Source organism: Pontibacter coccineus, assembly GCF_030546575.1.
GTDB classification, from domain to species: Bacteria; Bacteroidota; Bacteroidia; order Cytophagales; family Hymenobacteraceae; genus Pontibacter; species Pontibacter coccineus.
In genome coordinates, this window is sequence record NZ_JAUOTN010000004.1 from 244646 (window position 1) to 271250 (window position 26605).

Genomic DNA, 26605 nt, shown 5'->3' on the forward strand with positions numbered 1-26605 from the left:
GCATAGAAACAGCATCGGCGGCTACTGTCCAAGACTATAGCCGCCGATGCTGTTTCTAGTAAGGTATAACGCTATACCTTCTACCTGTTACTCCTGAATGCGCACCACCTTAAACTCGGTGCGGCGGTTGCGCTGGTGCTCGTCTTCGGTCTTGGCATTGCGCACCACCGGGCGACTCTCGCCGTAGCCCTTGGCTGTAATGCGCGACTTGTCTATACCTTTGGAGATGATGTAGTTCACAGCAGACTGGGCACGGCGCTGTGACAGGTCCTGGTTATAGATATCTACGCCACGGGAGTCGGTGTGTGAGCTCAGTTCGATGGAAATGCGCGGGTTGTCCACGAGTATCTCCACCAGTTTGTCCAGTTCTTCAGCGGCATCCGGCCGGATATCGGCTTTGTCGAAGTCGTAGAAAATGTTCTCGAGTACAATGGCTTTCTCTTTCACGATCTCGGTCAGCAGCAGGTCAGCAGTGAGGCGTACCTCGTTCACTTCATTCGGCAATTGGTTTTGCGGCGGCATTTTGCCTACCGTGGTCACCCGCTGGCGGGCAGCGAAGAAGCCGGGTTTCTCGGACAGCAGGGAGTAAGCGGTGGCGCTGTCGAGCGGGAAGCTGAACTTACCCTCGTCATTTGCTTTTGTTTCGGCTATTTTCTGTCCCTTGCTATCCTGCAGCACTACCAGTGTGTTGGGCACCACCGTCTGCTGCTTGTCTTTGTCGCGGCGCTGGTACACGGTACCGTCCACAAAGAAATTCACCAGTTTGCGGGCCGATTTGGCAATCGCGTAAATATCGTCGCCCCCTTTGCCGCCTTCGCGGTTAGAGGAGATGTAGCCTGTGAGAGCGTCCTGGAAAAAGATACCAAAATCGTCGCCGCTGGAGTTAACCGGCACACCCATATTCACCGGTTTGCCATCTTCTATTTTAAAGACATCGAGCCCACCCAAGCCTGGCAGCCCGTCGGAGGCGATGTAGAGTGTGCCGTCCGGGCCTACGTACACGTAGCTCTCGTTGCCCGGCGTGTTGATGCTCGGCCCCATATTCTCGGGAGCCGAGAAGCGGCCGTTGTCGTCGATGGTGGTTTTGTAGATGTCGTTGCCTCCCAGGCCTCCTTTGCGGTCAGAGGAGAAGTAGAGTGTTTTGCCGTCTGGCGCGAAAGCCGGAGAAGAATCCCAGGCGCGCGGGTCGCTGATGTTGAGCAGTTTCGGCTCGGTCCAGGCATTGGAGCGGTAGAACGAGATGTACAGGTCCACATTGCGGCGGCCTTTCTTGGTGCCTTCGTTGCCACGGGCAAATACCATGGTATTCCCCTCGTCAGCAAAGGTAGCCAGCGCATCATGCAGGTCTTCGGTGTTTACACCTTCCAGTTTGCGCACGGCAGCCCCCATGTTGGCCGAGTCGCCGAGCGTGGTAGCGTATAGGTTCAGGAAGCCTTCGCCATTGCCCAGGTAGGTTTTGCCTGGTCCGCGGGAGGATGAGAAAACCAGTTCGTTGCCACGTACAAAAGGGGCGAAATCAGAGCCTTCCGTATTCAGCGCCTCCAGGTTGTAGATCTCGAAGCCCGTGTTCTTTTTCAGGATGCCGCTCAACTGGCTCAACGTTTCGACTTCGCGCAGGGCCAGCGCCTTGAGCTCCGGCTTGCTGCCGATGCGGGCGTAGTCCTTCATCTGACCCAAAGCGGCTTCGTACTTGCCGTTGGCCTTCAGCGCCATACCATAGTAGAAGAAGCCCTCCTCCTTGCGGTAGTTGTTGTCGAGCGCGGCTTTGTAGTAGGTTTCGGCCTCCGCCAGTCGGTTAGACAAACGGTACGATTCGGCGATGCGGTAGTTGATCTCACCGGTGTTCTTCGCCCCTTTCAGCGCCTGCTTGTAATACTCGATGGCCCGCTCATACTGCTCTTCCTGGAAGCGCTTGTCGGCCTTGCTCAGGTACATGCCCGCCCCACAGGAGCTGAGCACGACGGCCAGCAGCAGAATGGCTGCTGTAAACTTCAGGTAATTGGCCACTGACTTGGTCGATAGCGTCTGCTGCATGGGGGTAGGTTTTGAATTAGCGGTTCTAAAAATACCTGGAGAGCCAGCTCTGCTGCGCCGGCTTTGGCCAGGCATCCTGCAGCTCTCCGTAATTATTTACCAATGTATCAAAATATAAGGTCTGTCCGTCAATCTCGCCGGCGGCTACTTTATTTTTCAGCTCGTTCATGCCTACCACCTGCATCTCTCCGTCTTTCAAAAAAGCCAGTCGGGTGCGGTCGAAGAACGAAACGCCAAAGCGTTGCTCCAGTTCCCGCACAAAGCTCACGGACTTATCAATAGAACAGCCACTGGCAGAGGTAACGGTTTCGTTGTTAGCCAGCACCAGAAAGCGGTCGTGCAACAAACTCGCCGACGCCTGCAAGCCCGCACCATGACTGCTCCAGTCAGCAGCAAAATGCTCCAGCATCGGCTTTATTTCGGCTTGCTCTGCCTGCGTCAACGCCCTGTCCGCCTGGTAGATCCAGAGCCGGGCATGCGGTGGCAGTTGGTCAAAAGGAATGTACATAATTAATTGTTGAATTGTTGGTTGTTAAATTGTTGCCTCAAAAAACGTGCAGCTTGTTGAGCGCCTTTAGTGCCCGGTTATACCTGACGTTTCAAATTAAATCCGATAGGCCAAGTATTCCCTTTTCCACTCTGCAGGAATCAACAATGAAGCAATTTAACAATATAGCAATCTGATACTACTTTGAAAGACCTTCCGCCTGTGCGATCAGCTCGGCAATGTCAAAAACTTTTACGCTTTCTTCCTGCTCCTTGTTTTTCACGCCGTCGTTCATCATCACCATGCAGAATGGGCAGGCTGTCGCGATCACGCCGTTGCCAGTGCCCAGGGTTGCCAGTGCTTCTTCCGTACGCTCGATGTTGATGTCTTTTTTGCCTGGCTCGGGCTCTTTGAACATCTGGGCACCACCGGCACCGCAGCAAAGTCCGTTGGCACGGCTGCGCTTCATTTCCACCAGGTCGGCATCCAAAGCGGCCAGTACGTCGCGTGGCGCTTCGTAAATGTCGTTGGCGCGGCCCAGATAGCAGGAATCGTGGAAGGTGATGCGCTTGCCCTTGAAGGCCTCGCCACCTTTTACCGCTACCTTGCCTTCGTTAATGAGCTGCTGCAGGAACGTAGAGTGGTGAATTACCTCGTAGTTGCCGCCCAGGTCCGGGTATTCGTTTTTGATCGTGTTGAAGCAGTGTGGGCAGGCCGTCACGATCTTCTTCACGTTATAAGCATTCAGCACTTCGATGTTGGTAAGCGCCTGCATCTGGAACAAGAACTCGTTGCCGGCACGCTTGGCGGGATCGCCGGTGCAGCTCTCTTCAGTGCCCAGCACAGCATACTTCACGCCTACGTGCTCCAATATTTGCACAAAGGCGCGCGTTACGCGCTTGTAGCGGTCGTCGAACGAACCGGCACAGCCAACCCAGAACAGCACTTCCGGCTCCTCGCCGTTTGCCGCCATCTCCGCCATGGTTGGCACTTTCACTAGTCTTTTATTCTCTTCCATCTGGTAGGGTAATTCTAAAGCTTATTTGTTGTAGCTGTTGCTACTCTATTTCGATTGCTAAATTGTTAGATGGTTAAATTGTTAATGTTTCGTGACACTTAGTTTTTCAACAATTTAATAATTAGCAATCAAGCAATTAATTCTTCGAAGGCATGTACAGGTCTTCTGCCCAATTGAAGCGATCGGATGCCGGGAAGGCCCAGGGGGCTCCGTTGTTTTCGATGTTGGTGAACATGGCGTTGAGCGAGGCCGGTGCAGCCGACTCTTCCAGCACCAGGTAGCGGCGCAGGTCCATGATCGTGGACAGTTGGTCGATGTTTACAGGGCAGGACTCCACGCAGGCGTTGCAGGTCGTGCAAGCCCACAGCTCTTCCGGTGTGATGTAGCCACGCAGCAGCGCCTTTTCATCCGTGGTCTGCACGCGCTCCACACCCATCTCTTTGTAGTGGTTCGGCGCGAAAATGGCCGGATGCTCGCCTTTCTCCTCCAGGCGGTCGCGGGTGTCCATCACGATCTTGCGTGGCGACAGGAGCTTGCCCGTAATGTTAGCCGGGCACACCGAGGTACAGCGGCCGCACTCGGTACAGGTATAGGAATCCATCAGCTGTTTCCAGGTCAGGTCTTCCACGTCCTTTACACCGAAGCGCTGCACGATCGGGTTGCCCTCGGCGTCCATTTCCGGAGCCGGCGGCTGGTAGCTGGGGTCCAGCATGGCTTTGATCTCGTGCGTGATAGCTGGGTTAGTGGTAAACTTGCCCTTCGGCCACAGCTTGGAGAAGTACACGTTCGGGAAAGCCATGATAATGTGGAAGTGCTTGGAGCTTGGCAGGTAGTTCATGAAGGCCAGGATACCGATGATGTGGATCCACCAGCCCACGCCTGCTATGTTCGCCAGCGTGCCGGCATCGCTGCCGAAAATATCCACAAAGGAACTGCTCACCGGAAAGGTACCCGGCAAGGTATGGTTGTTGAGCGCCGCCAGTTTCAGGTCTGCAATGTTGAAGGCAAAGAGGGCAAACATCAGCACGATTTCCGTGATCAGAATCACGTTGGCATCCATTTTGGGCCAGGCGCGCATCTCCACGCCGGTAGCCAGGCGCGGCACTTTGGTCACGTTACGACGCCACAAGAAGATAGCACAGGCAACAATCACCAGGGCAGCCAGAATCTCGTTCACGGCCATCAGCCCGTCATAGAAAGGACCCATGAAACCGAGCACCCGGTGTGTGCCAAAGATCCCGTCGATCATGATCTCCAGCACTTCGATGTTGATCACCAGGAAGCCCACGTACACAAAAAGGTGCAGCACGGCAGGCAGCATACGCTTGAACATCTTCTGCTGCCCAAAGGCCACCAGCAGGGTTTTGTTGATGCGCTCCGACGGATTATCGCTCCGGTCGACATCACGGCCTATGAGAATGTTCTTGCGAATCTTGCGAATCTGCCACACAAACAGGCCGATGCCCAGGGCTGCTACTATCAGAAAGATAATGTTCTCGAGTTGAATCACGGTGAATTATTCGTTATACATACCAATTCGTAGATAAAGATAGCAGAATAGTGAGAATAAACGTATACGGAGGCCCTTTTTTAAAATATTTTTGCCCGAAAGTTTGCGTCTTCGAATTTGGTTACTACTTTTGCATACTCTTTCGAAAGACGGGGTAACAACAGAGCTGGTGATGTAGCTCAGTTGGTAGAGCAAAGGACTGAAAATCCTTGTGTCGTTGGTTCGATTCCAATCATCACCACCAGCTTAAACCCTTACCCTAACCGGTAAGGGTTTTCTGTTTTATACCCTTCTCGCTTCTGCTGCCCTACTATACTTCATAATAAGCCACTGGTTGTCTAAATTGTTTTCGGGCTGCGATTCTTCCTGCATTTTAGTAACTTAGCTGTTGCAACATTCAATCACTGCCATGAAAAAAACCTACTGGAGCGCCATCTTTGCGGGCATGTCTGCCGGCATCGGCACGGTGCTCCTGCTTGCGCTCGTTTACATGTTTTTCATCCAGAATATCCAAGTCTAAGCCATGACCCGCCGCCAAACCTTTTGGGCTGCCTATGCCGTGGGCTTTGCCGTAACGAGCATCATTGCCGTTTTTGCCTTTTACATGCTCAACCAAACCGTGCCGCAACGCGTGGACTGGCAATCGCTAAAACTCACCAGCCTGCAGGGCGAACCCATCTCTATTGACAAGTACCAGGGAAGAGTGGTCGTGCTGAACGTGTGGGCCACCTGGTGCAAGCCCTGCATCGAGGAGATGCCTGCCATGGACCGCCTTCAGCAGCTGCACCCTGATAAGATAGCCGTCGTTACCGTGTCGGATGAGAAGCTGGAGAAACTGCTGAAGTTCCGAAGTAGGCAGCCCTACTCCTTTACCTACCTCAAGGCCAACACACCTCTTGCCAACCAGCAGCTGACGGTATACCCGACCACCTACATTTTGAACCCGGCAGGTGAGATAAAAGAGATCTACTTGGGAGGACAGACCTGGGACAGTGAGAAAATGCAGCAGAAGCTGCTAAAATACTTCTAACGACAATTGGCCCGAAGCTCCAGCAGCGCCGCGGAGTAACCCAGTCGGTAGGCTTCGTTGAAATGGGCGCAGGCGGAGTCGGGCTGCGCCTGCTCTACCTCGGTGCGGCCAAGCAGGTAATACACCCGGCCATTGGCGTTATCGGCTTGCAGCACCTGCCGGTAGTCGGCCTCTGAGGCAGCGTAGTCGCCTGTTTTGTAGTAGCCGAAGCCCCGGAAGGTCAGCGCGTTTGCCCACGATTCGCCTTTGGAGGTATAGCGTAGAAAGCTGGTAAAGTCGGCGATGGCCGGCTCGAACTTCTGCAGGTAAAATAAGCGCACCTCCCCCCTGTCCAGCTGCGCCGTGTGCAGGGTACTGTCCAGCGTTAGGGCTATCCCAAAATCCCGCTCAGCCTCAGGATACTTCTCCAGCTTGGCAAGGCTCTTGCCCCGCATCAAAAACACTTCTGCAGAGGGCCTGTCCTGCAGCGCGATCACCTGGTTCAGGTCCTCCACAGCCGATCGGTAATTCTCATACACGTTCATCGAGATGCTCGCCCTTGTCAGGTAGGCGTCCGCATGCTTTGGCCGGAAATAGATGGCGTCATTCAACAGGCTGTGCGCACTGCTATACTTGCCGTGCTCGATGTAGCTGAGGGCCGTCTTATACCTGTCTTCGCCGGTGATATAGTCCATAGTGGACTTGAGCAGCACACTGAACACAAACATGAAAGCGAAAAAGCCGAGTGTGATGTAGAGGTCTTTGCGCACAAAGCGGCGGCCTTCGCGGCGGGGTATGTTCTGGTAGTGGCGCTCCGACACGGGAGCCGGTGGCCGGGTCTGCCGGTAGCGGTCATGATGATACGGCTGGTGCTGGCGTATAGCCTGCCGCTGCTCGCGCAGGTATTGCAGGCGCAGGTCGTAGCGCGCACGTTTGCCCGGATCTGACAAGGTCTGGTAGGCAGAGTTGACGACCTTGAACAATTCCTCGGCACGCGCATTGTCCGGGTTACGGTCAGGGTGGTACTTCAAAGCCAGCTGCTTGTAAGCCAGTTTGATCTCCTGCGCCGACGCCGTGGGACTCACGCCCAGAATGCTATATAGGTTATGATCCAAGGGGGCTAATGTAACAAAAAAGGAATACTTAAGTTAAGTAAACACGGACAAGATACAGCAAATTCCGTACTGTAACTTTAACTGATTGCATCTTCCGTACATATTTTAATATACTACCGTATACAGAAAAAGCACTAAAAAAGCTGGGCACTATGAACGACAACGGCACAAGAGAGAAAAGCACCAACCTGATCGAGAACCTGATGGGGTACATCGATACCCGCATAGACATTATACGGCTTGAGATACAGGAAAAGATGAAGGCGGCCATGGTGGGTGCCATACATGGGGTACTGCTGGGATTTTTCGGCCTGATGAGCTTTCTGTTTGTGAGCATTTTCCTGGGGCTGCTGCTCAACCACCTGCTTGACAGTTCTTTCTGGGGCTTCGGGATTATTGCCTTGTTCTATGTGGTGGTGCTTGTAATACTGCTAATAGGCCTCGACAAAAAAGTGTTCCAGGGTATGGCCGACAAGGCTCTGGACAATACCATCTATAAAACCGATAAACGAGAAAATCAGATATGAGCGAGATAATAAACCCTTTGTTCGACAACGAGCGCGAACTGCTGGAGCGCCAGAAAGAAGAATACAAGAAGGCGCTAATGGGTGACGTGGACCAGATAAAAACACAGGGCCAGCAAATCGGCAAGAAGGTCGCCATTGCGGGCGGTGTACTGGTAGCAGGGCTACTGCTCCGAAGCATGTTCAGCGGCGGTAAAAAAAAAGTTAAAACGCTGAAGGGCAGGAAGGCGGCCAAGCAATCGAAGTACGCTGCCAGGGAGGCGGACATACCGGGCTTCAACAGGTATACATACGAACAAGAAGGCGGCTATACCGCCAGCAATGCAGACGTGGCCGGATACGACTCCTTTGTGCACGAGCAGGAGGACGCCTATACCTTATCTTCTGAGCGCATGCCGCACGCGCAGCGCGCCCCGCAGCAACAAACCGGCGTTTCCAGGAGCTTCGTAAGCCCTGAGCTGATGCAGGTCATCAGTCAGCAGGTAATGGCCCTGCTCCTTGTATACCTTACTAAAAAGGTGGAGGAATACTTAAGCACTGTTTCTAAAAATAGCGATATTGCAGCAGCACCTATCGAGGTGACTGAAATAGAGACCATTGCTTATACCATTCCAGAAGAGGATGCCATTCAACAACCTTTGTAACAGACAGCAGCATGAGCCAGGCAGAAAGCACTTCGCCCTCCTGATCGATCCCGATAATCTGGACGAAGCTTCCTGCCTGAACCTGCTCTCTTTAAGCGAAACCCACCAGGTAGATTTTTTCTTTGTCGGCGGCAGCCTCATCACCACCGACAACCAGGCCGCCATCATCCGGCTCATCAAAGAGAACAGCAGCATCCCGGTTATCCTTTTCCCAAGCAACAGCCTGCACATCGATAAACAGGCTGATGGTATTCTGCTTCTTTCCCTTATCTCGGGCCGCAACCCCGACTTCCTGATCGGCCAGCATGTGCTTTCGGCCCCCATCCTCAAAGCCAGTGCGCTGCAGGTATACCCTACCGGCTACATCCTCGTTGAATCCGGCCGCCAGACCACCGCTTCGTACATGAGTGGCACCACGCCGATACCGCATGACAAGCCGGCCATTGCCGCCTGCACTGCCATGGCCGGCGAACTCCTGGGCTTGCGTTACATTTATCTGGATGGAGGCAGCGGTGCGCTGCACCCTGTCAGCGCTGACATGATTAAGGCCGTGCGCCAGTCAGTGGAGGCGCCCATCATCGTGGGAGGAGGCATTGACACGGCGGAAAAGGCAAAGGCAGCGCTGGGAGCCGGCGCCGATGTGATTGTGGTAGGCAACCACATAGAAAAAAACCCCGGCTTTCTGGCCGAGGTTTCTCATACTATAGCTTCTTATAATCTAGCCTTAGATGTTCATCGCTGATTCGCGACGGCGCATCTTACCGGCAGGTATACCAAACATCATCTTGAAGCGACGGCAGAAGTAAGCTGTGTCTTTGTAGCCCACGTCCTTACCGATTTCGCGGATGCTCTTCTTCGTGGTACGAAGCAGGAACACGGCGCGCTCCATACGCTGGTATTCAATGTAGTCCTGTGGGTTTATACCTGTCAGCATTTTGAAATACTGACCTACATAGTCCTCAGATACGTTGGCAACGTTAGAGAGTACTTTGTTAGACAAGTCGCCACCCAGGTTCTCCTTGATGTAGTTGAACAGGTCGATGAGGCGCGGGTCCTTGAAGTACGTGCTGTTCGTAGCCAGCTGCTCCACAAACATTTTGTTGCGAAGGATGTGACGCACGATCTCCACCACGATGTTCTCGGTGTAGATGCTGATGAGGCGCTCCTTGCCAGGCAGGTCCTGAATGTTCTCTTCCACCACTTTGATCACCAGGTTAGCCAGCTTGTTGTTTCCTGAGATCAGGAAAGCAGGCAGGTCAAGCGATGCAAAGAAGTTAACAGAATCGAACACCTTTGCTTCGAAGCTCACATAGCTGTGGCTTTCTTCGGCGTCGCCGATCAGGTCGAGGTCGTTGTTGCTCTTAAAGAACTTTTCTCTGTTGGTGATCAGATCATCATTTGTGATGGAGCGGCCGTCGGTAGAACCATAGGTTACCTTTGTGCTGCGCCCACCAGGTATAAAGAGCAGTTCGCCCTCTTCTACCATCTGTTCCTCTTCGCCAAAGAAAATTGTACCTTTATGAAGCAGAATCAGGTTGTTGCCTACATCGTAGTAGTTGCGAACCGAAAACGGCTGCTGCAACACCAGATTTTTCGCTTTAATGAATCGCACCCCAAGCGACTCAATAATCTTATTGTAATCTTCCATGTGTGTTACCAACTAACTTTTATACTATAAACCCTTTAATTTTGTCCTAAAGCTAGGCTAATCTTTATAAAATTCAAAATATTTTAAATATTTAATTTTAATTCAATAAACCATATCCTTAGCCTAAATAACACAGCAGCAAAGGTTTAAGTGCCAAATTACTTTAACAATTCTCTTGAAATTACTATTTTCTGGATCTCAGAAGTACCCTCATAGATTTGTGTGATTTTAGCATCGCGCATCAAACGCTCCACATGGTACTCTTTCACGAAACCATATCCGCCGTGTACCTGCACTGCTTCCACGGTTGTGTCCATGGCAACTTTTGAGGCAAACAGCTTCGCCATGGCGCCGGACATGCCGTAATCTTGGTGGGTGTCTTTGTGGTAAGCGGCCTTCAGGCAAAGCATGCGGGCAGCTTCAATGTTGGTGGCCATGTCGGCCAGCTTAAACTGGATAGCCTGGTGCTTAGAAATCTCCACGCCGAATGCCTTGCGCTCCTTAGAGTACTTCACTGCCAGCTCGTAAGCCCCTGACGCTATACCTAAAGCCTGCGAGGCTATACCTATGCGGCCGCCTGCCAGCGTGGACATGGCGAACTTAAAGCCAAAGCCGTCTTCCCCAATGCGGTTCTCCTTCGGCACCTTCACGTCGGTGAACATCAAAGAGTGCGTGTCAGAGCCACGGATACCCAGCTTGTTTTCCTTCAGACCAATTTGAAAGCCTTCCATACCGCGCTCCACTATAAAGGCGTTAATGCCGCGGTGCTTCTTCTCCGGGTCAGTCTGCGCGATCACCAGGTATACAGAAGCGGTGCTACCGTTCGTGATCCAGTTTTTGGTACCGTTCAGCAGGTAATAGTCGCCTTTGTCTTCGGCGGTGGTGCGCTGCGAGGTTGCATCAGAGCCAGCCTCTGGCTCTGAAAGACAGAAAGCACCAATGATCTCGCCCGTTGCCAGACGCGTCAGGTACTTTTGCTTTTGCTCTTCCGTGCCGTATTTCTCCAGACCCCAGCATACCAGCGAGTTGTTCACCGACATCACGACAGAAGCAGAAGCATCTACTTTAGAGATCTCTTCCATGGCCAGCACATAGGAGATGGTGTCCATACCGCCGCCGTTGTACTTCGGGTCCACCATCATGCCCAGGAAGCCAAGCTCCCCCATTTTCTTGATCTGCTCAGTCGGGAACTTCTGGTGCTCGTCGCGCTCAATTACACCAGGCAGCAATTCTGTTTGCGCAAACTCACGGGCAGCAGCCTGCACCGCCAAATGTTCTTCAGTTAATTGAAAATTCATGCTTTTATATATAAAAGGACTGTAATTAATGGATTATAGTACAAAACTATGAAAAAAAACAAAACGCCACCCGTTCTGAACGGATGGCGTTTCGATTAATGTATCAGGTGCATAGTAACCAGCTTAGTCTCTGCGGCCCATTAAGACCGATGCGTAGTACAGCAGCGTGGCCAGAGAGCCCAGCGCCGCTACCACGTAGGTCATGGCTGCCCACTTCAGCGCGTCTTTCGACATGGCCAGTTCCTGTGGCGTCACGATATTGTTGGAGCTGATCCAGGCCAGGGCGCGCTTGCTGGCGTCAAATTCCACCGGCAGGGTCACAAAGCTGAAGATGGTGGTCAGACCGAACAACGCCACACCAATTGTCAACGGAATAGGCGTCGTCTGCAGCATCAGGATACCGATCAGGATGATCCACTGCATGTAGCGCGAGGCGATGCTCAGCGCCGGCACCATGGCCGAGCGGAATTTCAGGAAGCCGTACGCCTTGGCATGCTGCACCGCGTGACCGCATTCGTGCGCTGCCACCGCTGCCGCAGCGGCGCTGCGTGCTTCGTACACATACTCACTCAGGTTCACGGTCTTGTCGGCCGGGTTGTAGTGGTCTGTCAGTCGGCCAGCCACCGATATCACTTTCACATCGTGTATGCCGTTGTCGGCCAGCATCATTTGGGCAATCTCGCGACCGGTGTAGCCCGACTGCAGCGGAATCTCTGAGTACTTCTTAAACTTGCTCTTCAGCCTCCAGCTTACCCACATGCTGAGGCCCATAAAAAGGATAACAATCAAATATATTCCCATCTCTCTATTTAACTTTTAAGTATTTGGTCGGTTCTCTATTTTTTTAATAACATTCGTGGTGGAGTAGCCCTGCACGAGCGGCACGGTTTTCACCTCGCCCCCTCTTGCTGTAACGACATCCTGCCCCACTATATTTTCGATGGTATAATCGTCGCCCTTCACCAGTATATCGGGCTGCACAGCCCTGATCAGCTCGAGTGGCGTATCTTCATCGAAGAATACTACGGCATCCACAAACAAAAGCGATGCCATAACCCGCGCGCGTGACATTTCGTCCTGCAGCGGGCGACTTGGACCTTTTATACGGCTTATTGACGCGTCTGTGTTAAGTCCCAGCACCAGTTTGTCGCCAAGTTGTCGTGCTTTTTCAAGGTAATCGACGTGGCCCAGGTGCAGAATATCGAAGCAGCCGTTCGTGAAAACGATCTTCTGCCCCTGGCTGCGCCAGCCCTGCACCTGCTCCTGCAGGTCGGGCAGGGATAGGATTTTATCTTTCGAGTTCATGTATTGGTGGGTTTGCCTCCGTGAGCTCCTCTGCTACGGCAGGCGTTTGCAACATACCTGTTATAAAACTAAGCACTCCCATGGCAACTACCAAAAGTGTTTGCGAAGTATGCGCTACCAGGGCGTAGGCCATACCTGCCTCTTTCGGTATACCGTACAGCAGCAGCACCGTCTGCATCAGCAGGTGGTACACGCCCACCCCGCCCTGCACAGGCGCTGCCATACCCAGCGTGCCGATCACGAGCACCGAAAGCCCGGCTACTGGCGTCAACCCCGATGTGGCAGGTATAGCGTAGAACACGACAAAGCTCATGCCGTAGTACATGGCCCACACAAACAGGGTATGGCCCCAGAAAGCAGCTTGGTTTTCAATTTTGGTGATGCTGAACACGCCCTGCAGCATGCCGCGCACAAAGGTGACGGTTTTCCTGAAGAAGGCGTTTTGCCGGAGCCTGTTCAGGTATAGCAGCCCCAGCACCAGGAATACGATGCCAACCGCCATCACCAGCCCAACCAACAGGTATAGCGACCCGAAGCTTTGCTCCAGACTGGCGTACTTATCCGTGAAAAGGCCGAAGAGGAAGTCGCGGAGGCGGTTGACCTCCAGCAGAAAGGTAAGCCCCAGGAAAAGGAGCAGCATGACCATATCGATGATGCGCTCGGCGATGACCGTGCCGAAGGCCTTGTTGACAGGTATACCATCGCTGCGACGGAGCATGCTGCAGCGCACCACCTCGCCCATACGGGGCAGTACCAGGTTGGCCACATAGCCCACCATCATGGCATTGTAGGTATTCTTAAAGGAAGGGGTGTAGCCCGTAGGCCGTATTTGCATGTACCAGCGGTAGGCCCGGCTCAGGTAGGCCGCCAACCCCATCATCAGTGAGAGCGCAAGCCAGCTGTAGTTAATGTTCTGTAGCTCCGCCCACAGTTTTTCGAAGTCGAGCTCTTTGAGGGCATACCACATCAGGAATGCGGAAAGCCCCAGAAGCAGGCCGTACTTCAGAAAAGAGAGCAGTTTTCTCATGCGGTGGCGTTACACCAATCGGTTGTGCTGATCCGGGAACACGAGCGTTGGCTGGTGGCTTTTGGCGTCTTCAAATTTGATGGAGCAGTAAGAGATCACGATCACGATATCGCCTACCTGCACTTTGCGGGCAGCCGGTCCGTTCAGGCAAACCGTTCCGGTACCGCGCTCGCCCTTAATCACATAAGTCTCGAAGCGCTCCCCGTTGTTGATGTTGACGATCTGTACTTTCTCATTCTCCACCACGTTGGCGGCATCCATCAGGTCTTCATCAATCGTGATGCTTCCTACATAGTGCAACTCCGCCTGCGTAACCCGGCAACGGTGGATCTTTGATTTTAAAACCTCAATATACATGGTTTATTTTTGTAATAGGCCGCAAAGTTATGCATTTAGCGGCAGATAAACTACCAGCGTTTCAGCATCTTCTTAGCTCTCTACCCTCCTAAACAAATCAGCCTTATTTTAGATTCACGAGCACATTGTCGATCAGGCGCACCTCTCCTACATAGGCGGCAATGCAAAGGGCCACTTCATCCTGCCCGCTTATATCCCCGAGTGGCTGCAAGGTAAGCGGGTCCACTACTTCAAAGTATTCCAGCTTGATCTCTTCTTCCTGCTGCAGTTGCAGCGCCAATTCGCTTTTGATAGTTTGGATGGGCTTCTGCTGCAGATCGGCCGCCGCCGTTTGCAGGGCCTTGTATAGCTGCGGGGCCAGCTGCCGCTGTGCCTCGCTCAGGCGTTTGTTGCGTGACGACATGGCCAGCCCGTCGGTCTCGCGCACGGTGGGATAGCACACCAGTTCCAGGTCAAAGCTCAGGGCCTGCACCAGCTGCCGCACGATGGCCACCTGCTGCAAATCCTTCTGCCCGAAATAGGCCTTGTGCGGCTGCACGATATGAAACAATTTGCTCACCACAGTGGCCACCCCGTTGAAGTGGCCGGGCCGGTGCTCTCCCTCCATCACGGCTTCCAGGGCACCGAAACTAAACTGCAGCACAGACTGTTGTGGGTATATCTCCTCCGGGCTCGGCGCAAACAGATAGTCGCAGCCAACGGTTTGCAGCAAGCTGATGTCATACTCGAGCGTGCGGGGGTATAGCTTATAATCAGAGGCGCTGTTGAATTGAGTCGGATTCACAAACACACTACAGATCGTAATGTCATTCTCGCGGGCCGAGGCGCGCAGGAGTTGCAGGTGCCCTTCGTGCAGGGCGCCCATGGTGGGCACAAAACCAATGCGCTTGCCGCCGCAACGCAGCGCCGTCACAATGGCCCTCAGGGCTGACACCTGCTCTATAACTTCCATATTAATAGGTATAAAAGATGCAATTGCTGAAAGCCCGCAAAAGTAGGTTATAGAACATTAAATTGAAAATTAGAATAAAAAATGCTAATTTTGCACGTCCCATTACTGTTGCTCATTAATTTTTAATTCCATACCCATGTCCAAATTGCGAATCCTGTACGCCGCCACCGAAATCCTTCCTTTCCTTCAAACCACTAAAGTAGCAGAATTTCTGAACACGCTGCCGCAGAGTATGCAGGAAAGAGGTATGGAGATCCGCATCTTCGTGCCCAAGTTCGGTATAATAAACGAGCGTAAAAACCGTTTGCATGAGGTAGTTCGCCTGTCGGGCATCAACATTGCCGTAGGTGATGACGAGAAGCCGCTTGTTATTAAGGTAGCTTCTATCCCAAATGCCAAGCTGCAGGTATATTTTATCGATAACGAAGACTATTTCCAGCGCAAGTCCGTTTTTGTGGATAAGAACAACAACTTCCACCAGGACAACGACGAGCGTGCCATCTTCTTCTGCAAGGGCGTGCTCGAAACAGTGAAGAAACTGGGCTGGCAGCCTGACATCGTGCATTGCAACGACTGGATGACCGGCCTGATACCGCTTTACCTGAAAACTACTTACAAGAAAGACCCGATCTTTAAGGATTCGAAGTCTATCTTTACGGTTTACAACCACGAGTACAAGCACAAGTTTGATGGCGACCTGCTCGAAAAAGTAAAAATGCTTGATATCGACAACAGCATGCTGGCCTCTTTGCAGGAAGCGGACCTGGATAGCTTTATCAAGGTGGGCATGGAATACGCTGACTCTGTGATCAAGACGAACGAGAACTTCAGCGAGAACATCAATGCCCTGTTCAGCGAATTTGTGGAGACAAATAAGAACATCAATACCATCAGTGCCGACGACAACCTGTGTGATTCATACTTCAACTTATATAATGAACTCAGCCGCTAGAAGATTATTCCTTTTCTTCTTTTCATTTGCCGCCCTCACAGCCTGCGAAGACCCAAAAGACATCGGACTCGAACTTCAGGACGAAAACCTGATAGGCACCGAGTTCACTGACACTCTTACCATCCGGACCGGAACCGTTTTTCAGGGGGACTCCATCCCTTCGTTCCGCTCGCAGCCGCCCCTGCTGGGTCAGTACATCGATCCGGTATTAGGCAAGGTACGTGCCAGCACGATCACGGAGGTGGCACTCAACGGCACTAGCCTAAACTTTGGCGCAGGCGCCAAAGCAGACTCGCTGGTACTCACGCTGGACTATTCGTTTAAGTATGCGGACACCCTGAAAGCGATGCAGGTAAATGTGCACCGCCTGACCGGTACTTTTGATGAGAGAACGTCCTACTTCACTACCACCCCGTTCCCCTATGACCAGAACCCTGTTGGCTCGCGGGCTTTCATCCCCCGCATAGATACAGAAACGACTAACGGGGCAACGACCAAAAAGACACGACTGCTTAAGATAAAACTGAGCACTGAGCTGGCAAACGAGTTTATGGCCCAATCCGGCCAAGCGGGTTTAGCCGATCAGGCGGGCTTCCGAAACTTTTTCAAAGGGCTTGCGCTAACGGTGCCTGAGGGCGAGAATGGAAGTATTGTGGGCCTGACCCTGAGCAGCACCAACTCAAGCCTGTCACTGCATTACAAAACGGCGGAAGGCACGGCAAGGCAGCATAACTTCTTGATGGGCACCGGCAATTACTTCACGCAGCTAACATCTGATCGCACGGGCACTGCGGTAGCGGCGCTGCAGACCAACGGCAGCTTCATACCTGCCACGGAGACAGGCGGAGACTCTTATGTGCAGGCGGGCACGCAGTTGCTCAGCAAGATCACCTTCCCTTACCTGGACAAAATCAAGGACCTGCCGGGTAACCTGATCATCAACCGGGCAGAACTGATCATACCTGTCAAAGCGGCTTCCTCGGCTAACAACCTGCCGAGACCGCCACAATTGGTTTTGTATGAAACCAACAATGCGAACCAGTTTCTGAAAGACATAACCGGCACCGTGCGCGCCGTGCAGCAGGATGGCATTAACCCCCTGTTTACCAACTATCCGGCTTTGGTGGCCAGCAGCCGCAAAAATGGCGTGGACTACTATACCATGAACGTAACCAGCTACTTGCAGGGTGTGGTGATGGGCTTGAAGTCAAACAATGGTCTGATGCTGGGTGCTGTAAGCTCCACTTCGAATCAAGACAGGTCAACTACTATACGCCCGGAAGTGCGCCCATACCGCACTATTATCACAAACAATGAAGCAAATCCGGTCAGACTACTAATATATTACTCAAAGCTGCAGTAGAAAGTCCTAAATTTTAGTTAGAAATTTTATACATATTATAGAAAAGGGTACCTTTGTAGGTACCCTTTATTTTTTTAATGAAATTTTATACTATATGTGCGGAATTGTAGCATACGTAGGGCATAGAGAAGCTTGCCCTATAGTCCTTAAGGGCTTGAAACGACTTGAATACAGAGGCTATGACAGCGCAGGAATAGCCCTGATGAACGGAGGTTTAAATATCTTCAAAAGAAAAGGCAAGGTAAGCGACCTTGAAGAGTTTATTGCAGACAAAGATGTGCACGGCAACATCGGTATGGGCCACACCCGCTGGGCTACCCACGGCGAGCCAAACGATGTAAATGCACACCCGCACTACTCTAGCTCCAAGAACATTGCCATCATCCACAACGGCATTATCGAAAACTATGCTTCCCTGAAGCAGCTCCTCATCGAAAAAGGCCATACCTTCCAGTCCGAGACTGACTCGGAGGTTTTCATCAACCTGATCGAAGACATTAAGCAGAACAGCAACTGTACGCTGGCCGAAGCGGTGCGTCTGGCCCTGCACGAAGTCGTAGGTGCCTACGCCATCGTGGTGCTTTCGAAAGACGACCATAACCAGCTGATCGCTGCCCGCAAAGGCAGCCCGCTGGTGGTAGGTATAGGCGAGGGCGAATACTTCCTCGCTTCTGACGCTACCCCGATCATTGAGTATACCAACGATGTGGTGTACATAAATGACTACGAACTGGTGGTGATCAAAAACGGTGAGCTGGAGATCCGTACCAAAGAGGACGTGGTGCAAACACCTTACGTACAGCGCCTCGAAATGGCCCTGGAGTCAATTGAGAAAGGCGGCTACCCGCACTTTATGCTGAAGGAGATCTTTGAGCAGCCACGCTCTATCCTCGACAGCATGCGCGGCCGAATGATCGCGGAGAGCGACCACATGATGATGGGCGGCATCCGTGAGTTCGAAAACAAATTTGTGAACGCGGAGCGCATTATCATCGTGGCCTGCGGTACTTCCTGGCACGCCGGCCTCGTGGCCGAGTACCTGATCGAAGACCTTGCCCGCATACCTGTGGAAGTGGAGTACGCCTCTGAGTTCCGTTACCGCAACCCGATCCTAAGCGAGCGCGACATTGTGGTGGCCATCTCACAGTCTGGTGAAACGGCTGATACGCTGGCGGCACTGGAACTGGCGAAATCGAAAGGTGCTACGATCTTCGGTATCTGCAATGTGGTAGGCTCGTCTATCGCCCGTGCTACTGACGCGGGTGCCTACACCCACGCGGGTCCTGAAATTGGCGTAGCGTCTACCAAGGCCTTCACGGCACAGGTAACGGTGCTGTCGCTGATTGCCATGATATTGGGAAGCAAGCGCGGCACCCTGGAAACTACCAAGCTGCGCCAGCTGATGGTGGAATTGGAGAGCATACCCGCCAAAGTAGAAAAAGCGCTGGAGCTGAACGACCAGATCGTGCGTATTTCCGAGCAGTACAAAGACGCCACAAACTTCCTATACCTGGGTCGTGGTTACAACTTCCCGGTTGCACTGGAAGGCGCCCTGAAGCTGAAAGAGATTTCGTACATCCACGCCGAAGGCTACCCTGCCGCCGAAATGAAGCACGGCCCGATCGCGTTGATCGACGAGCACATGCCGGTGGTAGTGATCGCTACCAAAGACAGCTCGTACGAGAAGATCGTGTCGAACATACAGGAGGTGAAGGCCCGCAAAGGCAAGATCATCGCTGTAGTGACGGAAGGCGATAGCACTATACCTGCTATGGCAGACCACGTGATTGAGATTCCGGAAACGAGTGAGCACCTGGTGCCGTTGCTGTCCGTTATTCCGCTGCAGTTGCTCTCGTACCACATCGCGGTGATGCGTGGCTGTAACGTAGACCAGCCGCGTAATTTGGCGAAGTCTGTGACGGTGGAGTAATTATAAGTTTAGGTATAAAAGAGAAGGGGGAAGCTGACTGGCTTCCCCCTTTTTTTGCTAATCTAACACCGCCACTCTTGTTAGCTGCTTATCTGTTGCGCTTATACCTTTATAGTAGTAGCGGCAGAAATTCCCCTCTTGGGAGGGGTAGGGGTGGGTTAATCGTGTCCGAAAGCCCTAATCCAAACTAATATTACAACTCAAACTTCTCGCCTTTCAGGTACTTCGTCCTGAGTAGCGGGCAAATCTTGTAGCGCTCCTCTTTCGTGTCTTCGTACATGGCTTCAAGCACTTGGTACACATTGGCTATACCTATGGCATTTGCCCACTCGAAAGGTCCGTGCGGGTAGTTGGTGCCGAGCTTCATGCCTAGGTCAATATCTTGGATGGAAGCAGTGCCTTCCTGCAAGGTATAGCAGGCTTCATTGATGATCATGCACAGGATGCGCGGCGTAGCCATACCTGCGCGGTCTTCCACCAGTTGGTACTCCGTGCCTAGCTGCTCGCATACCTGCTGCAGTTTTTCGGCATCGCTCTGCTGGTACCGGCTTACCTCCAGAACAGGGCGGTTGAACAGCGTCGGCAGTCCGTTAAAGCCGAACAGCGTGCAGGTATTCCCCAAGCTCGACTCATGCACTAGTGCAGCCAGTTGTTTCGTTACGGCCTGGCAGAACACTACCTGCCCTGGTGCATAATCGCTTAGGCGCTCCGGTTCCTCGTGCAGCAGGAAGTCAAACACGATGTCAGAAGGCTTCAACTGATCGTCGGTTAGGTGACGGCTGTTCAGAAAGGTATAGGTGTTGCCATTGCTCCCTTCAGGAAACTTCTGCCGGAACTCAGCGGCCATTTCATCACCAGACAAAACAAGTATGTGCATATTTCTGTACTTTTGATCAGTAAAGATACACATTAAAACGAATCAGACTATGACGCACAGCATCATCACATCCCCGAAAGCACCGGCCGCAATAGGGCCTTACAGCCAGGCGACGCTTCACAACGGCACTATGTATGTGTCGGGACAAATCCCACTGGACCCGCAAAGCGGCGAGCTGGTGAGTGGCACCATCGAGGAGGAAACGCACCAGGTCATGAAGAACCTGTTTGCCATATTGCAAGAGGCAGGTATGGGCTTCGACAATGTGCTTAAGTGCTCCATCTTCGTGAAAGACCTGGGCAACTTCGGCAAAATAAACGAGGTATACGGCAGCTATTTCCCAACCAACCCGCCCGCCCGCGAGACCGTGGAGGTAAGCCGCCTGCCAAAAGATGTGAATGTGGAGATTTCCTGTATTGCGGCTTTGTAGGAAAGCTTAATTAAATAATTGCTATACCTCCAGCCTTGTCATTTGATGATGGGGTTGGAGGTATTTGTGCATATATGGTGTTTTCGGTAATCCGGTCCCAGTTATCTGTCTACATGACGAAAACCTGTATGCTTATTCCGTTTATACAGTGGTCAGCCGTCACCCGGTAACTATTTCCAAAAGTCGTAGTATAAGTTTTGTAATACCCAGGTGGGGAGTAAGACAGGTTGTGGCAGGATTTGGGTTTCGCTATAAAGTTTTCTGCTATGGAAAAATATGAAACAGTGTCAAACCCAGGCACTAAAGCCATGCACCCAAATGGTAGCCCAATTCCTCTTATAGGCATCATGAAATTCACCTTTCTTGCAGCATTGCTTGCCATGTTTGGTGACGCAGCTATTGCTCATGCCATGCTTTGGGGAAATGACCCTTATTGGACTTATTGGATTACCGACGGGCTGCTGATGTCTACTGTCTTTGGACTTGGCACAGCTTTCTTTGGTGCAGGCGTAGGAAGGGGTGCTATCCTGACCGCCGTCCACATTTTTTTACTAACTACTTATTACTGGATACTTTCTCCTATTGGCCTGCCGGGGCATGGTGAGTGGCTAGACTTAGAGCGTACCTGGTTGACGGGATTGCCAGTACATTTTGGTATTTACTACCTGGGTTATTTGGTGGCCCTTTGGCTCTGGCGGAAACATAAGCATGCAAAACATACAGGTCTACAACTTAAGTACTTTAAAGAGATCGCTATTGTCGCTCTCATTATGGCTGCCGGAATTGTAGTTATATTGGGCCTGGTACAAACAATTTTAAAAAGTGAGTTCCCCGGAGCTACATGGTTTATTGTTCGTCTTGCAGTATCATTCCCTTTTATATTTGCCTGGTGGGCAATTGTTGGCAAGGGACGCACTTCTTACATAACCGGCGGCGTAATGCTCGCATTTTTATTGTCAGCCTACACACATTACCTCGCACCCATAGGACTTCCCAACCCATCGCTTAGGATATTCGAAAAATATCCGCCCTCTTCCGAGGTTCATTGGCTTTCCTATCGTGATGAATTTCTGATTATCCTTCCTATTACGCTAATCGTTGCTATTATAGCATTTTTCATAGGCAACCGCCGCATTAAAGGAGGTGGCGCAGCTAATGCTACGGAGAAAAAACCAGCTAAAATAATGAGCATAGGCTTATTAGCCGCTGCCATTGCTATTATCATTGTAGGCTTTGTTGTATTTAAATACACGGGACCGGAAGTACACCGCGTTACTATTTCTGCTTCAAGCGCAGCAACATTGGAACAGGGACAATTTTACAGCAATAATATGGCAGCTACAACAGCGGCCATAGAGGCCCGCACCGAAAATGCAAACACCCACAGGACACCTTTGCCGCCACATGATAAAGTTGACATCAACGCAACTGTTACAACGCCTGATGGGCTCACATGGAATGTAGTTGCGAGTCAACCAATAATTTCAGACCCTTTAGGGCGGTTCACGACCTGGGCAGGTGTGGGTTACGATGTGTGGCATCACGGGCGAAGTGGTATAGGTACTTCTAAATTGCCAGACACCCATTCTGATGTGGCTGTCTACGCACTTGGCAATGTTATGTCAGATGGTCGCGTTATTGCATCCGGCGTGCCTGTTCACCTGATGACTACAGAACGGGAAGGCGGCAGGCTGGAACTGCACGTTGGCGACACTTCATTTCCGGTGAGTGGCATACCGGACGGACATTTCAGGGTGGTGTGGGCAAATTACACAAGCGATTATTCCAGAACCTTTGACTTTGCAAAATATGCGTGGGGAGGTATCTGGCTCATCACTTTACTATTATTAGCATTGGCGGCAGCAAAGACTGAAAACCCTGATAACATGCGTGCCTAACCTGACTGACGGCCGACTGAACGGCTAACAAGGTATTGTCAAAAGCGGGACTGAACGGCCTCGCTTGAACAATTGTGTAGAGTTGAGTGATAGTTCTCCAGTTTAAATTTTGCGATAAAAGGCTACGGCTTCGGCGATACCCCAAGCGTTAAACTCCCCCTCAAATCCCCTCCCCCGCTGACTTATCGTGCTCATCGGACTTGGCGGCTTCCTTCGCTTCCTCTTCCCCATAAATATCTTTGGTGAACTTACCCGGTTCGGCGTTCACGGCGGTGTGGCCTACTTCTATTTCCTGGCGGATAAAGCGCACGGCATACTCGGCTGGGTAAATGTTGAAGCCATACTTGCGGGAGTAGACGAACGTGAACACGGCCCCGAAAAAGATGATCTGGGAAGTATAGAACACCCACAGCAGGATCACAATAACAGAACCCGCCGCCCCGTAGATAGAAGTGATGTTGCTCGTTCCCAGGTATAGGCCGATGACTTCGCGGCCGATGGCAAAGAGCCCCGACGTCACCAGAGCGCCCACCCACACGTCGCGCCACTTGATCTTGGCGTCGGGCAGAAAGCGGTAGATGCAACCGAACATAAAAGTCATCAGCACGAAACCCGATACCAGATTGACGCCGCGCATCACGTAGACGATCCAACCAGCCAAACGGGCCTCCAGAAAATCACCAATGGCGACCAAGATGGTGTTGGCCAGCAGCGACACGATCAGCAGAATGGCGATGGCCAGAATCATAGCGAAGGACAGAAAGCGGTCGAGGATCAGCTTGACGTAGCCGCGCTTGGGGGCGGGCCGCACGTACCATACCTCATTCAGCGAATCCTGCAGCGAAACGAATACGCCCGTGGCTGCAATAAAGAGCGTAACCACGATGATGACGGTCGCGAAGTTGAAGGAAGTAATATCATTGATGCTCTCGACCATGCGCTGCACGGCAAAAGCGGCCTCTGAGCCGATCGTCTCCCGGATCTGGTAATAGACCTCTCCCGACACAGCCTGTTCGCCAAAAAAATAGCCAGTGGCGTTGATGATGATCAGCAGAATAGGTGGCAGCGCGAAAATGGTGTAATAGGCCAGCGCCGCCCCTTTCTGGAAGGAGTTGTTCTCGATGAATTCAAGGCCAGCCTCCTGGAGCAGGCACCATATCTTTTTCAGCGTCTTGCGGGGCATGGGGAGGTAAGGGATATTATCCTAAAACTGATACGCAGGTGAAAGGTTATGTTTATACCTGAACCTCGTACAGGTATAGGTTAGAGCACGCAACACTTACCGAAACGAGAATTTATTTTGTACCTTTGTGCCTGAATTAGCAATGCCTTTTTGAAATAACCATACATGGAAAGAGAAGTTAGAGTACGCTTTGCCCCGAGCCCGACAGGGCCTCTCCATATCGGCGGTGTTCGCACGGCCCTTTACAACTTTTTGCTGGCCAAGAAAACCGGCGGCAAAATGATTTTACGCATCGAGGACACCGACCAGAACCGTTTTGTGCCCGGCGCTGAAGACTACATCCGGGAGTCGCTGGAGTGGTGCGGCATTGAGCTGGACGAAAGCCCATGGAACGGTGGCCCCTACGCACCTTACCGCCAGTCGGAGCGCAAGCCAATGTACATGCAGTACGCCATGCAACTCATCGAGAGCGGCCACGCCTACTATGCTTTCGACACGGCCGAGGAGCTGGACGAAATGCGCGAGCGCCTGAAGGCCGCCAAGGTAGCTACACCGCAGTACAACGCCATCACACGCATGACGATGAAAAACTCGCTCACGCTACCGGAAGATGAAGTAAAGAAGCGTCTGGATTCAGGCGACCCGTATGTAATTCGTTTGAAAGTGCCACGCAAAGAAGAAGTGCGTTTGAAAGACTTGATCCGCGGTTGGGTCATGGTGCACTCTTCTGCCATTGATGATAAAGTTTTGATGAAGTCAGACGGCATGCCAACTTACCACCTGGCCAACATCGTGGACGACCACCTGATGCAGATCACGCACGTGATCCGTGGGGAGGAGTGGTTACCATCGGCGCCGCTGCACGTGCTGCTATACCGCTACCTGGGTTGGGAAGACACCATGCCGGAGTTCGCGCACCTGCCGCTTTTGCTCAAGCCTGACGGCAATGGCAAACTAAGCAAGCGTGACGGCGACAAGCTCGGTTTCCCGGTGTTCCCGCTCCGTTGGGTAGATCCGTTTACCAGCGAAGTATCTTCCGGCTACCGCGAGGCAGGCTATATTCCGGAAGCGTTCATCAACTTCCTCGCCTTTTTGGGCTGGAACCCGGGCACGCAGCAGGAGATCTTCTCTATGGACGAGCTGGCTAATGAATTCTCGATTGAGCGTATCGGCAAGTCCGGCACCCGTTTCGACATACAGAAAGCCCGTTGGTTCAACGAGCAGTACCTGCGCGCCAAGCCGGACGCCGAGTTGGCAGACTACCTGCTCAAAGCCCTGGAAGAGCACAACATTGCTTGCTCGCCTGAGAAAGCTGAGAAGATCGCCGGCCTGATGAAGGAGCGCGTGAGCTTCCCGCAGGAGTTCTGGCGTGAGGCCGCATACTTCTTCGTAGCGCCTACCGAGTACAGCGAGAAAGTGGCCTCCAAGAAGTGGAACAGCCAGGCTGTGGCCGTTTTCACCGACTTCCGCAACGAGCTCTCTAGCCTGAGCGACTTCAACGCCGACACTGTGAAGGATTTGCTGGTAAGCATCCTGGAGCGCCACGGCATGAAGATCGGCATGGTGATGCAGGCACTTCGCCTGGCCGTGACCGGTGCCGAGGCGGGTCCTGATTTGATGCAGATCATCGAGGTGATCGGCCGTGAGGAAACCCAGAGCCGCATCGACGCTGCCATCAGCGCCCTGAGCCAGTACGCAACGGCTTAGGCTATACCTTATACCTGCAAGAGCGGCTATTCCGAAAGGGATAGCCGCTCTTTTTTATACCTGCCCGCTATACCTGTTTGTAACTATTTGGCCATTTCGCCTTATACTTCAGAAAGCAACAGACCCAAGGTATGGCTAAGGATAAGAAAGAAAATAAAAATTCGAAGAAGAAAACCCGCGTGCACAAAGACCTCGAGGGCTTCGAGATAAAGGTGAACAAGCAAGGCGAGATCATCTCCAACTACTCCATTGACCAGATAAACGAGTTTCTGAACAAGAACGTGGAAGACAAGAAGCTCGTGAAGCGCGACGCCGCCGAGCGTGCCAAGAAGGAGGAAGAGGATGAATATCACATTGAGGAAGGCGAAGAAGTGGAAGAAACCGATGAGGACTTCGTAAAAGGCACCAGCTCCGTTTCGGATGACGAAGACGACAAGGACCTGCCGAAGGCCCGTAGAAAAAAAGGTCAGGCGGAAGAGGACGAAGAAGATGAAGCGGATTAGATAATTTGTTATCTTGTCTGTCTGAAACCTAAGTCCTAAAAACTATGAGAAACGCACACGAAATCGACTTCCGCATTTTCGGTAACGACATACAGGTACTCGAAATAGAGCTCGACCCCAACGAAACGGTTATTGCCGAGGCCGGCGCCATGGTCTACATGGAAGAAGGCATCGACTTCCAGACCAAAATGGGCGACGGCTCCAACCCCAGCCAGGGCTTTCTGGGCAAACTGGTTTCGATGGGCAGCCGCCTGATTACGGGTGAGTCGCTGTTTATGACGCACTTCACGCACCAAGGCCATGGTAAGAGCCGGGTCGCTTTTTCGGCCCCCTACCCCGGCACCATCCTGCCCATCGACCTGCAGCAGCTCGCCGGCAACACGCTGATTGCGCAGCGCGACGCCTTTCTGGCAGCGGCGCTGGGCACCAAACTGGCCATGCACTTCAACCAGAAACTGGGCTCCGGCCTGTTCGGTGGCGAGGGCTTTATCCTCCAGAAGCTCACCGGCGACGGACTGGCCTTTCTGCATGCGGGCGGTACTATCGTAGAGAAAGAACTCAACAACGAAACCCTGCGCGTGGACACTGGTTGTGTGGTGGCCTTTGAGCTAGGTATAGATTTCAGCATTCAGCAGGCCGGCGGACTCAAATCCATGATCTTCGGTGGCGAAGGCCTGTTCCTGGCCACCCTGCGCGGTACCGGCAGGGTATGGCTCCAGTCCATGCCAGTGAAGAAGCTGATCCAGGCGCTAATGCCGCACGGCGAGAATGCCAAGAAGGAAGGCGGCTTTATGAGCAGCTTTTTAGAGTAGAGGAATAATGATGAATGAGTAA

The 26605-nt window shown here is 52.4% G+C and carries 27 protein-coding genes and 1 tRNA gene; 14 read left to right on the forward strand and 14 right to left on the reverse strand.

Annotation, left to right across the window (positions count from 1 at the left end; genetic code table 11):
* Positions 1 to 87 precede the first annotated feature (87 nt).
* The 4 genes from Q4E40_RS11040 to Q4E40_RS11055 form a co-directional block, all read right to left on the reverse strand.
* Positions 88 to 2034 (reverse strand): CHU_0125 family OmpA-like outer membrane integrity protein, encoded by a 1947-nt coding sequence (locus Q4E40_RS11040; RefSeq protein ID WP_303412167.1) that lies wholly within the window; start codon positions 2032 to 2034, stop codon positions 88 to 90.
* A 25-nt stretch (positions 2035 to 2059) separates the two neighbouring features.
* Positions 2060 to 2542, reverse strand: a complete 483-nt coding sequence (locus tag Q4E40_RS11045; protein ID WP_303412168.1) for a hypothetical protein — start codon at positions 2540 to 2542, stop codon at positions 2060 to 2062.
* A gap of 178 nt (positions 2543 to 2720) precedes the next feature.
* Positions 2721 to 3539 (reverse strand): (Fe-S)-binding protein, encoded by an 819-nt coding sequence (locus tag Q4E40_RS11050; protein ID WP_303412170.1) that lies wholly within the window; start codon positions 3537 to 3539, stop codon positions 2721 to 2723.
* Between the two features lie 136 nt (positions 3540 to 3675).
* Positions 3676 to 5049, reverse strand: a complete 1374-nt coding sequence (locus tag Q4E40_RS11055) for a 4Fe-4S dicluster domain-containing protein (protein ID WP_303412171.1) — start codon at positions 5047 to 5049, stop codon at positions 3676 to 3678.
* 168 nt (positions 5050 to 5217) lie between these two features.
* On the opposite strand from Q4E40_RS11055, the gene Q4E40_RS11060 reads away from it, so the two are divergent.
* The 3 genes from Q4E40_RS11060 to Q4E40_RS11070 all read left to right on the forward strand — a co-directional run bounded on the left by Q4E40_RS11060 (position 5218) and on the right by Q4E40_RS11070 (position 6079).
* Positions 5218 to 5293 (forward strand) — tRNA-Phe (locus Q4E40_RS11060).
* Between the two features lie 144 nt (positions 5294 to 5437).
* Complete coding sequence (locus Q4E40_RS11065) at positions 5438 to 5569, forward strand: hypothetical protein (RefSeq protein ID WP_303412173.1); 132 nt, start codon at positions 5438 to 5440, stop codon at positions 5567 to 5569.
* Between the two features lie 3 nt (positions 5570 to 5572).
* Positions 5573 to 6079 (forward strand): TlpA family protein disulfide reductase, encoded by a 507-nt coding sequence (locus Q4E40_RS11070; RefSeq protein WP_303412174.1) that lies wholly within the window; start codon positions 5573 to 5575, stop codon positions 6077 to 6079.
* Here the strand turns inward: Q4E40_RS11070 and Q4E40_RS11075 are convergent.
* Positions 6076 to 7173 carry a J domain-containing protein gene (locus Q4E40_RS11075; protein ID WP_303412175.1) on the reverse strand — a complete coding sequence of 366 codons (1098 nt, stop codon included), beginning with the start codon at positions 7171 to 7173 and terminating at the stop codon, positions 6076 to 6078. The genes Q4E40_RS11070 and Q4E40_RS11075 overlap by 4 nt on opposite strands.
* Before the next feature lie 152 nt (positions 7174 to 7325).
* Between Q4E40_RS11075 and Q4E40_RS11080 the strand changes: the two genes are divergently transcribed.
* Genes Q4E40_RS11080 through Q4E40_RS11090 form a run of 3 tightly spaced genes read left to right on the forward strand, consistent with a single transcriptional unit; the run spans position 7326 to position 9083 of the window.
* The gene (locus Q4E40_RS11080; protein ID WP_116545028.1) at positions 7326 to 7700 is read left to right on the forward strand and encodes a phage holin family protein; all 375 of its coding nucleotides are present in this window, start codon (positions 7326 to 7328) and stop codon (positions 7698 to 7700) included.
* Positions 7697 to 8341 carry a hypothetical protein gene (locus Q4E40_RS11085; RefSeq protein ID WP_303412177.1) on the forward strand — a complete coding sequence of 215 codons (645 nt, stop codon included), beginning with the start codon at positions 7697 to 7699 and terminating at the stop codon, positions 8339 to 8341. The genes Q4E40_RS11080 and Q4E40_RS11085 overlap by 4 nt, the downstream gene beginning before the upstream one ends.
* Positions 8319 to 9083, forward strand: coding sequence for a phosphoglycerol geranylgeranyltransferase (locus Q4E40_RS11090; protein WP_303412178.1), 765 nt, complete (start codon positions 8319 to 8321; stop codon positions 9081 to 9083). Before Q4E40_RS11085 ends, Q4E40_RS11090 begins: the two co-directional genes overlap by 23 nt.
* Here Q4E40_RS11090 and Q4E40_RS11095 read toward each other — a convergent pair.
* The 7 genes from Q4E40_RS11095 to panC form a co-directional block, all read right to left on the reverse strand.
* The gene (locus Q4E40_RS11095; RefSeq protein WP_116545025.1) at positions 9066 to 9989 is read right to left on the reverse strand and encodes a helix-turn-helix domain-containing protein; all 924 of its coding nucleotides are present in this window, start codon (positions 9987 to 9989) and stop codon (positions 9066 to 9068) included. The genes Q4E40_RS11090 and Q4E40_RS11095 overlap by 18 nt on opposite strands.
* A gap of 158 nt (positions 9990 to 10147) precedes the next feature.
* On the reverse strand, positions 10148 to 11287 hold the full coding sequence (locus Q4E40_RS11100; protein ID WP_303412179.1) for an acyl-CoA dehydrogenase: 1140 nt from the start codon (positions 11285 to 11287) through the stop codon (positions 10148 to 10150).
* Between the two features lie 123 nt (positions 11288 to 11410).
* A complete protein-coding gene (locus Q4E40_RS11105) occupies positions 11411 to 12088 on the reverse strand; it encodes a zinc metallopeptidase (protein ID WP_303412181.1) in 678 nt (225 codons plus the stop codon).
* A gap of 15 nt (positions 12089 to 12103) precedes the next feature.
* A complete protein-coding gene (gene rfaE2 / locus Q4E40_RS11110) occupies positions 12104 to 12592 on the reverse strand; it encodes a D-glycero-beta-D-manno-heptose 1-phosphate adenylyltransferase (protein WP_303412183.1) in 489 nt (162 codons plus the stop codon).
* Positions 12576 to 13619, reverse strand: a complete 1044-nt coding sequence (locus Q4E40_RS11115) for a lysylphosphatidylglycerol synthase transmembrane domain-containing protein (RefSeq protein WP_303412185.1) — start codon at positions 13617 to 13619, stop codon at positions 12576 to 12578. The genes rfaE2 and Q4E40_RS11115 overlap by 17 nt, the downstream gene beginning before the upstream one ends.
* 9 nt (positions 13620 to 13628) lie before the next feature.
* Positions 13629 to 13976 carry an aspartate 1-decarboxylase gene (panD, locus tag Q4E40_RS11120; protein ID WP_116545020.1) on the reverse strand — a complete coding sequence of 116 codons (348 nt, stop codon included), beginning with the start codon at positions 13974 to 13976 and terminating at the stop codon, positions 13629 to 13631.
* 103 nt (positions 13977 to 14079) lie between these two features.
* Positions 14080 to 14928: a pantoate--beta-alanine ligase gene (gene panC / locus Q4E40_RS11125; RefSeq protein ID WP_303412187.1), complete on the reverse strand. Its 849-nt coding sequence runs from the start codon at positions 14926 to 14928 to the stop codon at positions 14080 to 14082.
* A 136-nt stretch (positions 14929 to 15064) separates the two neighbouring features.
* On the opposite strand from panC, the gene Q4E40_RS11130 reads away from it, so the two are divergent.
* The 3 genes from Q4E40_RS11130 (at position 15065) to glmS (ending at position 19173) form a co-directional block, all read left to right on the forward strand.
* Positions 15065 to 15880 carry a glycogen/starch synthase gene (locus Q4E40_RS11130; protein ID WP_303412189.1) on the forward strand — a complete coding sequence of 272 codons (816 nt, stop codon included), beginning with the start codon at positions 15065 to 15067 and terminating at the stop codon, positions 15878 to 15880.
* Complete coding sequence (locus Q4E40_RS11135) at positions 15864 to 17243, forward strand: DUF4270 family protein (protein ID WP_303412190.1); 1380 nt, start codon at positions 15864 to 15866, stop codon at positions 17241 to 17243. The genes Q4E40_RS11130 and Q4E40_RS11135 overlap by 17 nt, the downstream gene beginning before the upstream one ends.
* 94 nt (positions 17244 to 17337) lie before the next feature.
* Positions 17338 to 19173, forward strand: a complete 1836-nt coding sequence (gene glmS / locus Q4E40_RS11140; protein ID WP_303412191.1) for a glutamine--fructose-6-phosphate transaminase (isomerizing) — start codon at positions 17338 to 17340, stop codon at positions 19171 to 19173.
* 193 nt (positions 19174 to 19366) lie between these two features.
* Here the strand turns inward: glmS and Q4E40_RS11145 are convergent, their stop codons facing one another.
* Entirely contained in the window at positions 19367 to 20050 is a 684-nt protein-coding gene (locus Q4E40_RS11145) for a 3-hydroxyacyl-CoA dehydrogenase family protein (protein ID WP_303412192.1), read from the reverse strand.
* A 49-nt stretch (positions 20051 to 20099) separates the two neighbouring features.
* Between Q4E40_RS11145 and Q4E40_RS11150 the strand changes: the two genes are divergently transcribed.
* Positions 20100 to 20480, forward strand: coding sequence for a RidA family protein (locus Q4E40_RS11150; RefSeq protein WP_303412193.1), 381 nt, complete (start codon positions 20100 to 20102; stop codon positions 20478 to 20480).
* Positions 20481 to 20746: 266 nt separating this feature from the next.
* Positions 20747 to 22378, forward strand: a complete 1632-nt coding sequence (locus Q4E40_RS11155) for a hypothetical protein (protein ID WP_303412195.1) — start codon at positions 20747 to 20749, stop codon at positions 22376 to 22378.
* A 160-nt stretch (positions 22379 to 22538) separates the two neighbouring features.
* On the opposite strand, the gene Q4E40_RS11160 is transcribed toward Q4E40_RS11155, so the two are convergent.
* The gene (locus tag Q4E40_RS11160) at positions 22539 to 23561 is read right to left on the reverse strand and encodes a YihY/virulence factor BrkB family protein (RefSeq protein WP_303412197.1); all 1023 of its coding nucleotides are present in this window, start codon (positions 23559 to 23561) and stop codon (positions 22539 to 22541) included.
* 165 nt (positions 23562 to 23726) lie between these two features.
* On the opposite strand from Q4E40_RS11160, the gene gltX reads away from it, so the two are divergent.
* From gltX to Q4E40_RS11175, 3 genes are all read left to right on the forward strand, one after another.
* Entirely contained in the window at positions 23727 to 25268 is a 1542-nt protein-coding gene (gene gltX, locus Q4E40_RS11165; RefSeq protein ID WP_303412199.1) for a glutamate--tRNA ligase, read from the forward strand.
* Between the two features lie 131 nt (positions 25269 to 25399).
* Positions 25400 to 25771, forward strand: coding sequence for a hypothetical protein (locus tag Q4E40_RS11170; protein ID WP_303412200.1), 372 nt, complete (start codon positions 25400 to 25402; stop codon positions 25769 to 25771).
* A gap of 44 nt (positions 25772 to 25815) precedes the next feature.
* Positions 25816 to 26583, forward strand: a complete 768-nt coding sequence (locus Q4E40_RS11175; protein ID WP_303412201.1) for a TIGR00266 family protein — start codon at positions 25816 to 25818, stop codon at positions 26581 to 26583.
* Positions 26584 to 26605: the final 22 nt, after the last annotated feature.

Bases quoted from the DNA above. Each gene is read 5' to 3' on its own strand.
- Q4E40_RS11105 (WP_303412181.1), bottom strand. From the start codon at position 12,088: ATGGGAATATATTTGATTGTTATCCTTTTTATGGGCCTCAGCATGTGG.
- Q4E40_RS11045 (WP_303412168.1), bottom strand. From the start codon at position 2,542: ATGTACATTCCTTTTGACCAACTGCCACCGCATGCCCGGCTCTGGATC.
- rfaE2 (WP_303412183.1), bottom strand. From the start codon at position 12,592: ATGAACTCGAAAGATAAAATCCTATCCCTGCCCGACCTGCAGGAGCAG.
- Q4E40_RS11115 (WP_303412185.1), bottom strand. From the start codon at position 13,619: ATGAGAAAACTGCTCTCTTTTCTGAAGTACGGCCTGCTTCTGGGGCTT.
- Q4E40_RS11135 (WP_303412190.1), top strand. From the start codon at position 15,864: ATGAACTCAGCCGCTAGAAGATTATTCCTTTTCTTCTTTTCATTTGCC.
- Q4E40_RS11160 (WP_303412197.1), bottom strand. From the start codon at position 23,561: ATGCCCCGCAAGACGCTGAAAAAGATATGGTGCCTGCTCCAGGAGGCT.
- Q4E40_RS11155 (WP_303412195.1), top strand. From the start codon at position 20,747: ATGGAAAAATATGAAACAGTGTCAAACCCAGGCACTAAAGCCATGCAC.
- panC (WP_303412187.1), bottom strand. From the start codon at position 14,928: ATGGAAGTTATAGAGCAGGTGTCAGCCCTGAGGGCCATTGTGACGGCG.
- Q4E40_RS11170 (WP_303412200.1), top strand. From the start codon at position 25,400: ATGGCTAAGGATAAGAAAGAAAATAAAAATTCGAAGAAGAAAACCCGC.
- Q4E40_RS11090 (WP_303412178.1), top strand. From the start codon at position 8,319: ATGCCATTCAACAACCTTTGTAACAGACAGCAGCATGAGCCAGGCAGA.
- gltX (WP_303412199.1), top strand. From the start codon at position 23,727: ATGGAAAGAGAAGTTAGAGTACGCTTTGCCCCGAGCCCGACAGGGCCT.
- Q4E40_RS11175 (WP_303412201.1), top strand. From the start codon at position 25,816: ATGAGAAACGCACACGAAATCGACTTCCGCATTTTCGGTAACGACATA.
- Q4E40_RS11095 (WP_116545025.1), bottom strand. From the start codon at position 9,989: ATGGAAGATTACAATAAGATTATTGAGTCGCTTGGGGTGCGATTCATT.
- Q4E40_RS11040 (WP_303412167.1), bottom strand. From the start codon at position 2,034: ATGCAGCAGACGCTATCGACCAAGTCAGTGGCCAATTACCTGAAGTTT.
- panD (WP_116545020.1), bottom strand. From the start codon at position 13,976: ATGTATATTGAGGTTTTAAAATCAAAGATCCACCGTTGCCGGGTTACG.
- Q4E40_RS11100 (WP_303412179.1), bottom strand. From the start codon at position 11,287: ATGAATTTTCAATTAACTGAAGAACATTTGGCGGTGCAGGCTGCTGCC.
- Q4E40_RS11150 (WP_303412193.1), top strand. From the start codon at position 20,100: ATGACGCACAGCATCATCACATCCCCGAAAGCACCGGCCGCAATAGGG.
- Q4E40_RS11080 (WP_116545028.1), top strand. From the start codon at position 7,326: ATGAACGACAACGGCACAAGAGAGAAAAGCACCAACCTGATCGAGAAC.
- Q4E40_RS11050 (WP_303412170.1), bottom strand. From the start codon at position 3,539: ATGGAAGAGAATAAAAGACTAGTGAAAGTGCCAACCATGGCGGAGATG.
- Q4E40_RS11070 (WP_303412174.1), top strand. From the start codon at position 5,573: ATGACCCGCCGCCAAACCTTTTGGGCTGCCTATGCCGTGGGCTTTGCC.
- Q4E40_RS11145 (WP_303412192.1), bottom strand. From the start codon at position 20,050: ATGCACATACTTGTTTTGTCTGGTGATGAAATGGCCGCTGAGTTCCGG.
- glmS (WP_303412191.1), top strand. From the start codon at position 17,338: ATGTGCGGAATTGTAGCATACGTAGGGCATAGAGAAGCTTGCCCTATA.
- Q4E40_RS11130 (WP_303412189.1), top strand. From the start codon at position 15,065: ATGTCCAAATTGCGAATCCTGTACGCCGCCACCGAAATCCTTCCTTTC.
- Q4E40_RS11085 (WP_303412177.1), top strand. From the start codon at position 7,697: ATGAGCGAGATAATAAACCCTTTGTTCGACAACGAGCGCGAACTGCTG.